Raw genomic sequence first — 14,224 nt, 5'->3', positions numbered from 1 at the left:
AGCCTGCAGAGGTTTGTACGTTATTTGATCAACGTTTGCGCACGCTGAGCCAGATATCCACGCTATACACCACCAGCCCCGCCCAGATGAAGGCGAACGCGGTCAGCGTGCTCGGTGCCAGGTGTTCGCCGAACAGCAGCACGGCTTCGAGCAATACCAGGGTCGGCGCGACGTACTGCAAAAAGCCCAACGCGGTGTAGGGCAAATGCCGTGCGGCGGCGTTGAAACACACCAGCGGGATCAGCGTTACCGGGCCGGCCGCCACCAGCCACCAGGCTTCGGACGTACTCCAGAACGCCATTTGCGCGCTATGGGCGGTTGGGTTGAACAGCAGCCAGGCAACTGCAATCGGCACCAGCATCCAGGTTTCCACCACCAGCCCCGGCAGCGCCTTGACCGGCGCCTGCTTGCGAATCAGCCCGTAGAAACCGAAGGTCAACGCCAGCACCAGCGACACCCATGGCAAGCTGCCGACCTGCCAGACCTGTTGCGCCACACCCACGGCTGCCAGCCCGACGGCGACCCACTGCAAGCGGCGCAGGCGTTCACCCAGGATCAGCATGCCCAACACTACGTTCACCAATGGGTTGATGTAGTAACCCAGGCTCGCTTCCAGCATGCGCCCGGTGTTCACCGACCACACATACGTCAGCCAGTTACCCGCGATCAGCGAGCCACTGAGGGCCAGGATCGCCAGGCGCTTGGGGTTGTCGCGCAACTCGCGGAACCAGCCGGGATGCTTCCACACCATCAACAGCAAACCGCCGAACAGCGCCGACCACAACACGCGGTGCACGATGATCTCGGCGGCGGGCACGCTGGCGATGGCTTTGAAGTAGAGCGGGAACAGACCCCAGATGACGTAGGCGCTCAGGCCCAGGATGTACCCCTTGCGGGGGTTGGCGGCTTGCATTGCAGAATCCTTGCTTAGGCAGCTAACAAAGCGCGATTGTAAGGATATTTGTCCGTCAAAACAGCTTCAACGGTTCTTCATTCAAGGCGGCCAGTTGTTCGCGCAATGCCAACACCTGATCGCCCCAATAACGCTCGCTGCCAAACCACGGGAAGCTGTGGGGGAACGCTGGGTCGTCCCAACGCCGTGCCAGCCAGGCGCTGTAGTGCATCAGGCGCAATGCACGCAGCGGTTCGATCAGCGCCAGTTCACGCGGGTCGAAGTCATGGAATTCCTGGTAGCCGTCCATCAGTTCCGACAACTGTCCCAGACATTCCTGACGATCTCCGGCGAGCATCATCCACAGGTCCTGTACCGCCGGGCCCATGCGGCAGTCGTCCAGGTCGACGATATGGAACATCTCGTCACGGCACATCATGTTGCCGGGGTGGCAATCGCCGTGCATGCGGATGTTCTTGTGCGGTGTGGCTTTGTACACCTCTTCCACGCGCTTGAGCAGGTCGCGGGCCACGGACTCGTAGGCCGGCAGCAGGCTCTTGGGAATGAAATTGCCTTCAAGCAAGGTGGTGAGTGAGTCGTGACCGAAGTTCTTCACGCCCAAGGCTTCGCGGTGTTCGAACGGGCGGGTGGAGCCCACCGCATGCAAACGTCCGAGCAATTGCCCAAGGCGATACAGCTGATCGAGATTACCCGGCTCCGGCGCACGGCCGCCACGGCGGGGGAACAGGGTGAAGCGGAAACCGGCGTGTTCGAACAGGCTTTCGCCGTTGTGGATCAGTGGTGCGACCACCGGCACTTCGCATTCGGCCAGTTCGAAAGTGAAGCGGTGTTCTTCGAGGATTGCCTCGTTGGTCCAACGCTGCGGCCGATAGAACTTGGCGATCAGCGGTTCCGAGTCTTCAATGCCCACTTGATAGACGCGGTTTTCGTAGCTGTTGAGCGCCAGAACGCGAGCATCGCTGAGGAAACCGATGCTTTCGACAGCGTCGAGCACCAGGTCGGGCGTGAGTGTTTCAAACGGGTGGGCCATGCGAACTCCTGCGCGCAGCAGGGCGCCGCGTCCGGCCGGGTATGGTAACAGTGATAGGTGGTGACTGTGCGGACGCCTTCGCGAGCAAGTCGAAGCGTCGAACCGCCGCTCCCACATTCGACCGCATTCTCATGCTGGAACTCGGTCAAGTGTGGGAGCTGGCTTGCCTGCGATGAGGCCCTATCAGGCGCCGACGATACCGCCGTCATCCCGCCGAATCGCCATCACCGACGAGCGCGGCTTGCCATTCGGCAGATGCTCCGGCCAGGTCGAACCACCGGTTTCGCCTGGGTGCTGGATCCCCACAAACAGCGTCTTCTGATCCGGCGAGAAGCTGATGCCCGTCACTTCACAGGCCACCGGTCCGACCATGAAGCGGCGGATTTCCCCGGTGGAAGGGTCGGCGCAGAGCATCTGGTTATTACCCATTCCCGCGAAATCTCCCGCGTTGCTGTAGTCCCCATCCGTAAGAATCCACAGGCGTCCAGCCTTGTCGAAGCCCAACCCGTCCGGGCTGTTGAACATGTTCTGCGGGTTGATGTTCGACGAGCCACCCTTCGGCGTGCCGGCGTGCACGCCAGGGTTGCCGGCCACCACAAACAGGTCCCAGGTGAACGTATGGGCCCCGTGGTTATCGGCGTCGGCCTTCCAGCGCAGGATCTGGCCGTAGACGTTTTTCTCACGCGGGTTGGGGCCGCCCACCGGCTGGCCCTCTTCACCGCGCTTGGCGTTGTTGGTCAGGGTGCAATAGACCTGGCCGTCGGTGGGGCTGACCACGATCCATTCCGGGCGGTCCATGCGCGTGGCTTTCACCACACTGGCGGCTAGGCGCGCGTGGATCAGCACTTCGGCCTGGCTGGCGAAGCCGGTGCTGGCGTCGATGCCGTTTTTGCCGTGGGTCAGCTCGACCCATTGGCCCTTGCCCTTGGGGTGGTCGGCGTTGCCGTCGCCTGCGTCGAAAATCGCCACATACAAGGTGCCGTGGTCGAGCAGGTCTTTGTTGGCCTTGGGGTTCTTGTGGTTGATCTTGTCGCGGCTGACGAACTTGTAGATGAACTCGCCGCGCTCATCGTCGCCCATGTACACCACGGCGCGGCCGTCGCGGGTTTCTCCCAGGGCGGCGTTTTCATGCTTGAAGCGGCCCAGGGCGGTGCGTTTGGCTGGGGTGGATTGCGGGTCGAACGGGTCGATTTCCACCACCCAACCGTGGCGGTTGAGTTCGTTGGGGTTCTTGGCCATATCGAAACGCGGGTCGTGCTGATGCCAGTTGATGTCTTTGCTGGCGGCGACCACGCCATAACGTTTCTGCCCGGCATCGAAGGTTTGTTGTGGGTTGCTGCTGCCGAAGCAGTCGGTGAAGTTCTCTTCACACGTCAGATAAGTGCCCCATGGCGTCTTGCCGTTGGCGCAGTTCTGGAAGGTGCCCAGGGCTTTTTTGCCGGATTTGTCGGCGCTGGTTTTCAGCCAGTCGTGGCCAGCAGCGGGGCCACTGAGGCGGATCGGCGAGTTGCCGTGGATGCGGCGGTTGTAACGCGAGTCTTGCACGAACTGCCAGGTGTCGCCCTTGCGCCGCACTTCGATGACCGACACGCCTTCGCTGGCCTGGGCCTTGTGCACGTCTTCGGCCGATTGCGGCGCGCCGCCGTGGGCGAAGAGGTAGCGGTAGTTGGTGTATTCGTTGTTGATCGCCATCAGCGCGCGGTTGTCGTCACCGGGGAAGGCAAACAGGCTCATGCCGTCGTTGTTGTCGCCGAACTGCTGTTCCTGGGCTTTGGCCGTGCCGTTGCCGGACGGGTCGAAGGCCGGCGCGCTCTTGCTCAGTGGCTGGCCCCAGCTGATCAGCACCGACGCGCTGTAGCCCGGCGGCAAGGTGATGGCGTCGCTGGTGGCGGCGGCGATGCTGGTGAACCCCAGCAACGGGCTGGCGCTGGCGGCGTTGACGGCGAGGGCGCTGCGGGTCAGCAGGTTGCCACCCAGGAACATCGCGGCGCCACACAGGGCACCGGCGCCGATGAAACGGCGGCGGGTGAGGCCGACCATCTGCTCAAGGTCGGTGGCTTGGTTTTCTTCTAATAGGCTCATCTCAGGCTCCCTGCGGTTTTTGCAGACACCATAAGGAGCGGGCGTGACGAAATTGTTGCAGTTTAAATAGCGGGCCGCTTACACCGGCGTGCCGAGCAGCACATTGCTCGGCGCAAATTGAACCTGGATCGCTTTGCCTTCGGTCACGCGCAGCGTCTTGAGCGTGGCGGGCTGCGCCAAGGCGCACAAAACCTGGCCGTTGGGCAGGGTGACGCGCACTTCGCTGGGCCCGTCTTCGGCATCGAGAATGGCGTCGACGATGCCGCTCATGCAATTGTGTCCAGTTGTTGCGAAGGCCTCGGGTGCCAGCAACTCCAGCCAGCCGGCCTTGATCAGTGCGACCACTTCCACGCCGGTTTCCAGCTCCAGTCGCTGGGTGCTGTCGTGGGTGATCTGCGCAGCCAGGGTCAGCCCGCCGGCCAGTTGCAGGCGGATCAGATCATTGCGGCCATGCTGCTCGATGGCGACGACCTGACCATGCAGTTGGTTACGTGCGCTGGTGCGCAGCATCAAGCGGCCCAGTAGATTGAAATCGCTGGCGGCTTCGTCCGAGCCCAACACTTCGGCCTGCACCACTTGCAGGCGCTGGTAAAGGCGCAACACACGTTCACCTTCGACCGTCAACCTGGCGCCGCCGCCGCCCTTGCCGCCGACGCTACGTTCCACCAGTGGTTTTTGCGCCAAGTTGTTCAGCTCGTCGATGGCATCCCACGCCGCTTTGTAGCTCAAGCCCGCGCTCTTTGCCGCGCGGGTGATGGAGCCCTGCTCAGCGATATGCGCCAGTAAGGCAATGCGCTGGGGACGGCGGATGATGTGTTGGCTGAGGGACGTTGGCAGAGACATGGGGATACGCTTCGATGGGATAAGCCGAACGTTGCGGGCAAGGGTGACCGGAGTCAAGTCAACTGCCCGGTTTGGGCGTGCGGGCCACGCAGTACACATCGACTTGTCGTGCGCCGGCATTCATCAACAACCGCGCCAGGCTGTGGGCGGTGGCGCCGGTGGTGAGTACGTCGTCCACCAGCGCGAAGTGACGGCCTTGCACCCGTGCGTCGGGCGCCAGGGCGAAAGCGCCGAGCAGGTTGCGTTGGCGGGTCTTGGCATCGAGGGCTTGTTGGGCGACGGTTTCATGGGGGCGTAACAACAGGTGTTCATCGTAGGGGATGTTCAAGTCGCTGCTGAGCCAGCGCGCCAGCATCAAGGCCTGGTTATAGCCGCGTTCACGCAGGCGCTTGCGGGCCATGGGTACCGGCAGCAGGCAGTCGGGACGTGTGAGTCCGGTGTTGTCGAAGCGATGTTGCAGGTGCTGGGTCAACAGCCGCGCCAGCATCTGCCCCAGGGGCCAGCGCGCTTGGTGCTTGAAGCGGCTGATCAGGCTGTCGACCGAAAAGCTGTAGGTCCAGGGCGCGATCACCTGTTTAAAGGCCGGCGGATGTTTCTGGCATTGGCCGCAGATCAAGCCCTCCATCGGCAAGGGCAGGGCGCACAGGTTGCAGTGTTCTATCAGCCACGGCAGCTCGGTTTCGCAGACGTTGCACACAGAGTCGGCCGATTCCGTCGCCTCATCGCAGATTAAACAGGTTTGGGTGTTTTTTGACCAGATGTAAACCTGGTGTTTGTAGCCTGGTTGACAGTGCATGAATCTTCCTTAAATATGCCGAGCATCCGTGTCGTGCCTGTGGGTATTGCCCTTCCCGCAGCGCTTGCCAAAGCATAATCAAGGAATCGCCCATGAGCGCCAGCACCACCGCCACTTTGCGTCACGATTGGTCCCTCGCCGAAGTCAAGGCCCTGTTCGTACAGCCGTTCAATGACCTGCTGTTCCAGGCGCAGACCGTGCACCGCGCGCATTTCGACGCCAACCGTGTGCAGGTGTCGACGCTGCTGTCGATCAAGACCGGCGCCTGTCCAGAAGATTGCAAATATTGTCCGCAGTCGGGCCACTACAACACTGGCCTGGAAAAAGAGAAGCTGATGGACGTGCAGAAGGTCCTCGAAGAGGCTGCCCACGCCAAAGCCATCGGCTCGACCCGCTTCTGCATGGGCGCCGCCTGGAAGCACCCGTCGGCCAAAGACATGCCCTACGTGCTGCAGATGGTCAAAGGCGTGAAGGCCATGGGCCTGGAAACCTGCATGACCCTTGGTCGCCTCGATCAGGACCAGACCGAAGCCCTGGCCCAGGCGGGCCTGGACTATTACAACCACAACCTGGATACGTCGCCGGAGTTCTACGGCAGCATCATCACCACCCGTACCTACAGCGAGCGCCTGCAAACCCTGGCCTATGTGCGGGATTCGGGGATGAAGATCTGCTCCGGTGGCATCCTCGGCATGGGCGAGTCCCTCGACGACCGCGCCAATTTGCTGATCCAACTGGCCAACCTGCCGGAGCATCCGGAGTCGGTGCCGATCAACATGTTGGTGAAAGTGGCCGGTACACCGCTGGAAAACGCCGAAGACATCGACCCATTCGACTTCATCCGCATGCTCGCCGTGGCGCGCATCCTGATGCCGCAGTCCCATGTACGCCTGTCGGCCGGTCGCGAAGCAATGAACGAGCAGATGCAGGCCCTGGCGTTCTTCGCCGGCGCCAACTCGATTTTCTACGGCGACAAACTGCTGACCACAGCCAACCCGCAGGCTGACAAGGACATGCAACTGTTCTCGCGCCTGGGCATCCTCCCGGAAGCCCGTGAAGAACACGCGGATGAAGTGCATCAGGCGGCGATCGAGCAGGCGTTGGTGGAGCAGAAGAGCAGCGAGCAGTTCTATAACGCTGTGGTGTGAGGGATGTCTTTCGATCTCGCCGCGCGCCTCGCTGCCCGCCGTGCCGAACACCTTTATCGCCAGCGCCCGCTGCTCGACAGCCCCCAAGGCCCGGAAGTGGTGGTGGACGGCAAGCCGCTGCTGGCGTTCTGCAATAACGATTACCTGGGCCTGGCCAATCACCCGCAAGTGATTGAAGCCTGGCGCGCCGGTGCGTCCCGCTGGGGCGTGGGCGGCGGTGCTTCGCACTTGGTGGTCGGGCATGCGACGCCGCACCATGAGCTGGAAGAAGCGCTGGCCGACCTTACCGGCCGTCCGCGTGCGCTGCTGTTTACCACCGGCTACATGGCCAATCTCGGTGCGGTCACGGCGTTGGTGGGGCAGGGCGATACGGTGCTGGAAGACCGGCTCAACCATGCCTCGTTGCTGGATGCGGGCCTGCTGTCGGGGGCGCGTTTCAATCGCTACCTGCATAACGACGCTGCAAGCCTCGCCAAGCGCCTGGAGAAAGCTACCGGCAATACCCTGGTGGTCACCGATGGCGTGTTCAGCATGGACGGCGACCTGGCCGACCTGCCCGCCCTGGCCCGTGAAACCAAGGCCAAGGGCGCCTGGCTGATGGTGGATGATGCCCATGGTTTCGGCCCATTGGGTGCCAACGGCGGCGGTATCGTCGAGCACTTCGGCCTGAGCCAGGAGGACGTACCGGTCCTGGTTGGTACCCTTGGCAAGGCGTTCGGCACGGCCGGCGCTTTTGTGGCGGGCAGTGAAGAACTGATCGAAAGCCTGATCCAGTTCGCGCGCCCGTACATCTACACCACCAGCCAACCGCCGGCACTGGCCTGCGCCACCTTGAAAAGCCTGGAGCTTTTGCGCACCGAACATTGGCGACGCGAGCACCTCAACGGCCTGATCCGCCAGTTCCGTCACGGCGTCGAGCAGCTTGGGCTGGACCTGATGGACAGCTTCACGCCGATCCAGCCGATCCTGATCGGCGACAGCGCCAAGGCCATGCGCCTGTCGCAGATGCTGCGCGAGCGCGGCCTGATGGTTACCGCGATTCGCCCACCCACCGTGCCGGCTGGCAGTGCGCGTTTGCGCGTGACCTTGACGGCGGCCCACACCGAGGCGCAGGTGCAGCTATTGTTAAACGCATTGGAAGAATGTTTCCGCTTGTTAGGCGCCACGGAGCCCGACCATGCGTGATCGACTGATATTGCTGCCGGGTTGGGGCCTCGGTGTATCGCCGCTGGAACCGTTGGCCGCTGCATTGCAAGGCCTGGACGAACACCTGCAGGTGCAGATCGAGCCGTTGCCCGCACTGGATTCCAGCGACCTGAATGAATGGCTCGACGAACTCGACGCCACGCTGCCGGACAACGCCTGGCTGGGCGGTTGGTCGCTGGGTGGCATGCTCGCTTCGGAGCTGGCGGCGCGGCGTGGCGAACGTTGCTGCGGCTTGCTGACGCTGGCGAGCAATCCGTGTTTTGTCGCCCATGAAGGTTGGCCCAGCGCGATGCCCGCCGAGACGTTCGATGCGTTTCTCGCCGGTTGCCACGCCGACTCCCAAGTGACCCTCAAGCGTTTCGGTTTGCTGTGTGCCAAAGGCGCCGAAGACCCGCGTGGGTTATCGCGCTTGCTGGTCAGTGGCGCGCCGAACACGCCTTCCAGTGTGCTGATGCCCGGCCTCGAACTGCTCGCCCAACTCGACACCCGCGAAGCCTTGCTGGCGTATCGGGGTCCGCAGTTGCACCTGTTCGCCGGGCTGGACGGATTGGTGCCCGCCGAAGCCGCCAGCGACCTGCTGGCACTGCTGCCCGATGTTGAAGTCGGCCTGATTGAACAGGCCGGCCACGCGTTTCTTCTGGAAGACCCCCACGGTGTTGCGGGGGCCATCCAGGCTTTTTTGCATGAGTGCGTCGATGACTGATTTATCCCACGCCCCGCTGCCGGGTGCCTTGCCCGACAAACGCCAGGTGGCGGCGTCGTTTTCCCGTGCAGCCGCCAGTTACGACAGCGTTGCCGAGTTACAGCGCGCAGTGGGCAGCCAATTGCTGGCACGCTTGCCGGCTGACATTGCGCCGCAACGCTGGCTGGACATGGGCTGCGGCACCGGTTATTTCAGCCGCGTGCTGGCCGAACGTTTGCCCGCCAGCCAAGGCATTGCACTGGACATCGCCGAAGGCATGCTCAATCACGCGCGTCCGCTGGGGGGGGCGCAGCACTTCGTCGCAGGCGATGCCGAGCGCTTGCCGCTTAAAGCTGACAGCGCGGCGCTGATCTTCTCCTCCCTCGCGGTGCAGTGGTGCGCCAACTTTGAGGCGGTGCTCAACGAGGCCTACCGCGTGCTGCAACCGGGTGGCACGTTCGCTTTTGCCAGCCTGTGTGTGGGCACCCTGGAAGAGCTGCGCGAAAGCTGGCGCGCGGCGGATGGCCTGGTTCACGTCAACCGCTTTCGTACGTTCGAGGCTTATCAGCATCTGTGCGCAGCCAGCGGCTTGCGGGTAGTGAGCCTGGAGCGCCGCGCCCACGTGTTGCATTACCCGGACGTGCGCAGCCTCACCCATGAATTGAAGGCCCTGGGTGCGCACAACCTCAACCCCGGCCGGCCGGGAGGGTTGACGGGGCGCGCGCGGATTGTTGCACTGGTGCAGGCGTATGAGCGGTTCCGCCAGGCCCAGGGCCTGCCGGCGACTTACCAAGTGGTGTATGCCGTACTGGAGAAACCTCTATGAACGCCGCCTACTTCATCACTGGCACCGACACCGATGTTGGCAAGACCACCGTCGCTGCTGGCCTGCTGCACGCGGCGCGACAAGCCGGCAGAAGCACTGCCGCTGGCAAGCCCGTGGCTTCCGGTTGCCAGGTCACGCCCAAAGGCTTGCGCAACGCTGATGCGCTGGCGTTGCTGGCCGAATGTTCGTTGCCCCTGACGTATGCCGAGGTCAACCCGGTGGCGTTCGAACCGGCCATCGCGCCGCATCTGGCGGCGCGGGAGGCGGGCGTCTCTCTGACCGTGCAATCGTTGCTCAAGCCCATGCAGCAGATTCTGGCGCGCGAAGCGGATTTCACCTTGATCGAAGGCGCAGGCGGTTGGCGGGTGCCTCTGGCCGATCAGGCGAACCTGTCGGATTTGGCCATGGCGCTCAAGCTGCCGGTGATCCTGGTGGTAGGCGTGCGCCTGGGTTGCATCAGCCATGCCTTGCTCACCGCCGAAGCCATCGCCCGCGACGGTTTGCAGCTGGCCGGGTGGGTGGCGAATATCATCGACCCCAAGACCTCCCGTCTGGAAGAAAACCTCGCCACCCTGGCCGAACGGCTGCCTGCGCCCTGTCTGGGCCGTGTACCGAAACTCAAGCAGGCGGGGGCTGAAGCGGTGGCGGAATACTTGCAGCTGGACCTGCTTGACTGATTTTGGCTATCGCTAAGGCATTATGCTATTAGTGTTTTTGACGGGCGTTTTGCGGGCAACTCTGCTTCAATCACGGTTCACGATTCTCTAAAGGCAGGCTTACGCCATGGAAATCTCTGGAAGCAGCGCGTTTTATTCGGGCCTGAGCAGCATTCAGACCGGGCAGAACCGTGTCGACCAGGCCGCCGGCAAAATCGCCAGCGCCGCGACGACCCAGCCCTCGGATGCGCAAAGCGACCGCCTGCAAGCCAACGACCGTGCCCAGCCGTCCAACTCGGCCAGCAACATGGTCGAAATGGCCCAAGGCAAATTCCAAGTGGAGCTCGGTGCCAAAGTCGCCAAGGCTTCGGATGAAATGCTCGGCACCCTGATCGACACCTACGCTTAATCCCCTCTGACTCCCACCGGCCTCTTACTGAGGTCGGTTGTGCTTGCACAATTCTTGATTCCCTTCTGAACTCCTTGTGGCAACCCGCCGCAGGCGTCGCCGTGCGCGCCTTTGATTCACGTCATGACAAACGGCATCCGGACGACGCTTGACATCCCAAGGTGGTAAACGTATGTTTCAAACACCTGTTTGACCGCCACAACAATTCCACGCGGTTGTTCATTCCAGATACATCAGCAGAGGTTTATCGCTATGCCTGACTACAAGGCCCCCTTGCGTGATATTCGCTTCGTTCGTGACGAACTGCTTGGCTATGAAGCGCACTATCAGAGCCTGCCGGCTTGCCAGGACGCTACCCCGGACATGGTTGACGCCATCCTTGAAGAAGGCGCCAAGTTTTGCGAGCAAGTACTGGCACCGCTGAACCGCGTGGGCGACATCGAAGGCTGCACCTGGAGTGAGTCGGGCGTTAAAACCCCAACCGGTTTCAAAGAAGCCTACAAACAATTCGTCGAAGGCGGCTGGCCAAGCCTGGCCCACGACGTGGAGCACGGCGGCCAAGGCCTGCCGGAATCCCTGGGCCTGGCCGTAAGCGAAATGGTTGGCGCCGCCAACTGGTCGTGGGGCATGTACCCGGGCCTGTCCCACGGTGCGATGAACACCATCTCCGAGCACGGTACTCCCGAGCAGCAAGAGGCTTACCTGACCAAGCTGGTGTCGGGTGAATGGACCGGCACCATGTGCCTGACCGAGCCACACTGCGGCACCGACCTGGGCATGCTGCGCACCAAGGCCGAGCCTCAGGCCGACGGTTCCTACAAAGTCTCCGGCACCAAGATCTTCATCTCGGCCGGTGAACACGACATGGCCGACAACATCGTCCACATCGTACTGGCCCGCCTGCCGGACGCACCGGCCGGCACCAAAGGTATCTCGCTGTTCATCGTGCCTAAGTTCCTGCCGAACGCCGACGGTTCGATCGGCGCGCGCAACGCCGTGACCTGTGGATCCCTTGAACACAAGATGGGCATCCACGGCAACGCCACCTGCGTGATGAACTTCGACGCGGCCACCGGTTTCCTGATCGGCCCGGCGAACAAAGGCCTGAACTGCATGTTCACCTTTATGAACACCGCTCGCCTGGGTACCGCGCTGCAAGGCCTGTCCCACGCCGAGATCGGCTTCCAGGGCGGCCTGAAGTACGCTCGCGATCGCCTGCAAATGCGCTCCCTGACCGGCCCGAAAGCGCCGGACAAAGCTGCCGACCCAATCATCGTGCACCCTGACGTGCGCCGCATGCTGCTGACCATGAAAGCCTTCGCTGAAGGCAACCGTGCGATGGTGTACTTCACCGCCAAGCAAGTGGATATCGTCAAGTACGGCACCGACGACGAAGCCAAGAAGCAAGCCGACGGCCTGCTGGCGTTCATGACCCCGATCGCCAAGGCGTTCATGACCGAAGTCGGTTTTGAATCCGCCAACCACGGCGTGCAGATCTACGGCGGCCACGGCTTTATCGCCGAGTGGGGCATGGAACAGAACGTTCGCGACAGCCGCATCTCGATGCTGTACGAAGGCACCACCGGCATCCAGGCCCTCGACCTGCTGGGCCGTAAAGTGCTGATGACCCAGGGCGAAGCGCTCAAGGGCTTCACCAAGATCGTGCACAAGTTCTGCCAGGCCAACGAAGGCAACGAAGCGGTCAAAGAGTTCGTTGCACCGCTGGCGGCACTGAACAAAGAGTGGGGCGAGTTGACCATGAAGGTCGGCATGGCCGCGATGAAAGACCGCGAAGAAGTGGGTGCCGCCTCGGTGGACTACCTGATGTACTCCGGTTACGCGTGCCTGGCTTACTTCTGGGCCGACATGGCGCGCCTGGCTGCCGAAAAATTGGCTGCCGGCACCACCGAAGAGGCGTTCTACACCGCCAAGCTGCAGACTGCGCGCTTCTACTTTCAGCGCATCCTGCCGCGTACCCTGGCCCATAAAGCCACCATGCTGTCGGGCGCAAACAACCTGATGGACATGAAAGAAGAAGACTTCGGCCTGGCTTACTAAGACTTACCGGGTTCTCGTGAAGCCGCCGCGCCCCTTGGGTGCGGCGGTTTTTTTATGGGTGATAAAAAACCACAGCACAGCGCTCAGGGATTGCGTTCGGCTGCCGTTACAGTGATGGCAATGTGATACATGCGTGCCAGGTTGTGCTTAACTGTCTGCATCAAGGCACAGTGCCATCATTTTTTGCGGGTCGGAGTTTACCCTTGTCGCGCGTGTCCGCTGTACGTTTCAGCCACTTTTTACCTTCGTTGCTGCTCTTGCTGGCCGGGCTCTCGGCTGCGTACGTCAAGGACCTCAACGTCTTCTTCACGTCACTGTTCAATGTGTTGCCGACCCTGGTGCTGTTGCTCGGCGGTTCGTACTGCGCGGTGTATCGCCGTCAGCGCGAACTGTTTCTGATGATCACGGTGTACATCGCCTACTTCCTGCTGGATACCCAGACCGATTTCTACCGCGACAACGGCCGCGTGCGCGAAGACGCGGCGGTGGTGTTTCACCTGTGCTGCCTGCTGTTGCCGCTACTGTTCAGCATCTACGCGCTATGGCAGGAGAAGACCCACCTATTCCGCGACTTCGTCGCCCGTGGCGCGGTGTTGCTGGCGATCGGCAGCGTGGCGCTGGCGCTGGAGCAAAGTTATCCCCAGGCCGTGCTCAATTGGCTGGCGGAGATTCGCTGGCCCGCGCTGCATGGCAGCTGGATGAGCCTGATCCAGCTGTCATACCCGATGTTCCTGATCGGCTTCCTGACCCTGGCGGCGCAGTACTGGTATCAGCCACGTCCGCTGCACGCCGCGCAACTGGTGGGTTTGCTGGGGATGTTCTGGATGTTGCCGCAGACGTTCATCCTGCCGTTCACCCTGAACATCATGTGCAGCCAGGTGATGCTGATGATTGCTGCCGGTGTGGCACACGAGGCTTATCAAATGGCCTTTCGCGATGAACTCACCGGTTTGCCGGGGCGTCGCGCACTGAACGAACGCATGCAGCGGCTGGGGCGCAACTACGTGCTGGCGATGAGCGACGTCGACCACTTCAAGCGCTTCAACGACACCCATGGCCATGATGTCGGCGACCAGGTGCTGCGCCTGGTGGCGAGCAAGCTGTCCAAGGTCAACGGTGGCGGGCGCGCTTATCGCTATGGCGGTGAGGAATTTGCCGTGGTGTTCGCCGGCAAGACGGTGGAGGAATGCATGCCGCACCTGGAGGAAATCCGCGAAATCATCGCCGACTACGACATCAAGCTGCGCAACTCGGACCGCCCTCAGGACGATCATCAAGGCCGTCAACGCCGTTCCGGCGGTGGCGCATCGAGTGTTTCGGTAACCATCAGCATCGGCGTGGCCGAGCGCCAGGCCGAGCAGCGCACGCCGGAAGAAGTGCTCAAATCCGCCGACCAGGCGTTGTATGCCGCCAAAGGCGCGGGGCGCAACTGCGTGGTCGCCGCCGGGCAAACCCGTCGTGGCGCGGTGCGCATGGAGAGCGCTGCCGGTTGAGTGATGGCGCTGTATTCAGCAGCGCTACAGTGATTGTCCGAGGCAATGCCCGGCAGTAGGTTGAAACCATCTGCTGACGGAG

13 protein-coding genes are annotated in these 14,224 nt (G+C 62.3%); 8 read left to right on the top strand and 5 right to left on the bottom strand.

What is annotated here, in order from left to right:
- Window positions 1-28 precede the first annotated feature (28 nt).
- From rarD to HX823_RS04390, 5 genes are all read right to left on the bottom strand, one after another.
- A complete protein-coding gene (gene rarD / locus HX823_RS04410) occupies window positions 29-913 on the bottom strand; it encodes an EamA family transporter RarD (protein ID WP_033898075.1) in 885 nt (294 codons plus the stop codon).
- Window positions 914-968: 55 nt separating this feature from the next.
- Window positions 969-1,943: a serine/threonine protein kinase gene (locus tag HX823_RS04405; protein WP_016977838.1), complete on the bottom strand. Its 975-nt coding sequence runs from the start codon at window positions 1,941-1,943 to the stop codon at window positions 969-971.
- Between the two features lie 183 nt (window positions 1,944-2,126).
- On the bottom strand, window positions 2,127-4,025 hold the full coding sequence (locus tag HX823_RS04400; RefSeq protein ID WP_177074222.1) for a PhoX family phosphatase: 1,899 nt from the start codon (window positions 4,023-4,025) through the stop codon (window positions 2,127-2,129).
- 78 nt (window positions 4,026-4,103) lie between these two features.
- Window positions 4,104-4,868, bottom strand: coding sequence for a TOBE domain-containing protein (locus HX823_RS04395; protein ID WP_038843079.1), 765 nt, complete (start codon window positions 4,866-4,868; stop codon window positions 4,104-4,106).
- 58 nt (window positions 4,869-4,926) lie between these two features.
- The gene (locus tag HX823_RS04390) at window positions 4,927-5,664 is read right to left on the bottom strand and encodes a ComF family protein (RefSeq protein ID WP_177074221.1); all 738 of its coding nucleotides are present in this window, start codon (window positions 5,662-5,664) and stop codon (window positions 4,927-4,929) included.
- A gap of 92 nt (window positions 5,665-5,756) precedes the next feature.
- On the opposite strand from HX823_RS04390, the gene bioB reads away from it, so the two are divergent.
- The 8 genes from bioB (at window position 5,757) to HX823_RS04350 (ending at window position 14,142) form a co-directional block, all read left to right on the top strand.
- A complete protein-coding gene (gene bioB / locus HX823_RS04385) occupies window positions 5,757-6,812 on the top strand; it encodes a biotin synthase BioB (protein ID WP_177074220.1) in 1,056 nt (351 codons plus the stop codon).
- Between the two features lie 3 nt (window positions 6,813-6,815).
- On the top strand, window positions 6,816-7,997 hold the full coding sequence (gene bioF / locus HX823_RS04380) for an 8-amino-7-oxononanoate synthase (RefSeq protein ID WP_177074219.1): 1,182 nt from the start codon (window positions 6,816-6,818) through the stop codon (window positions 7,995-7,997).
- Window positions 7,990-8,721 carry an alpha/beta fold hydrolase gene (locus HX823_RS04375; RefSeq protein ID WP_038843070.1) on the top strand — a complete coding sequence of 244 codons (732 nt, stop codon included), beginning with the start codon at window positions 7,990-7,992 and terminating at the stop codon, window positions 8,719-8,721. Before bioF ends, HX823_RS04375 begins: the two co-directional genes overlap by 8 nt.
- The gene (gene bioC / locus HX823_RS04370; RefSeq protein WP_177074218.1) at window positions 8,714-9,526 is read left to right on the top strand and encodes a malonyl-ACP O-methyltransferase BioC; all 813 of its coding nucleotides are present in this window, start codon (window positions 8,714-8,716) and stop codon (window positions 9,524-9,526) included. The genes HX823_RS04375 and bioC overlap by 8 nt, the downstream gene beginning before the upstream one ends.
- A complete protein-coding gene (gene bioD, locus HX823_RS04365) occupies window positions 9,523-10,203 on the top strand; it encodes a dethiobiotin synthase (protein ID WP_095013765.1) in 681 nt (226 codons plus the stop codon). Before bioC ends, bioD begins: the two co-directional genes overlap by 4 nt.
- Before the next feature lie 106 nt (window positions 10,204-10,309).
- A complete protein-coding gene (locus HX823_RS04360; RefSeq protein WP_016977847.1) occupies window positions 10,310-10,591 on the top strand; it encodes a hypothetical protein in 282 nt (93 codons plus the stop codon).
- Window positions 10,592-10,843: 252 nt separating this feature from the next.
- A complete protein-coding gene (locus HX823_RS04355) occupies window positions 10,844-12,649 on the top strand; it encodes a phenylacyl-CoA dehydrogenase (RefSeq protein ID WP_016977848.1) in 1,806 nt (601 codons plus the stop codon).
- A gap of 203 nt (window positions 12,650-12,852) precedes the next feature.
- On the top strand, window positions 12,853-14,142 hold the full coding sequence (locus HX823_RS04350) for a diguanylate cyclase (RefSeq protein ID WP_038843061.1): 1,290 nt from the start codon (window positions 12,853-12,855) through the stop codon (window positions 14,140-14,142).
- The last annotated feature ends 82 nt before the right edge of the window (window positions 14,143-14,224 follow it).

This window comes from Pseudomonas sp. P7759, from assembly GCF_013386445.1.
Taxonomy (GTDB): domain Bacteria; phylum Pseudomonadota; class Gammaproteobacteria; order Pseudomonadales; family Pseudomonadaceae; genus Aquipseudomonas; species Aquipseudomonas azotoformans_A.
Note: the sequence above shows the minus strand (reverse complement) of the source record. Positions and strands in the feature narration are given on the sequence as shown.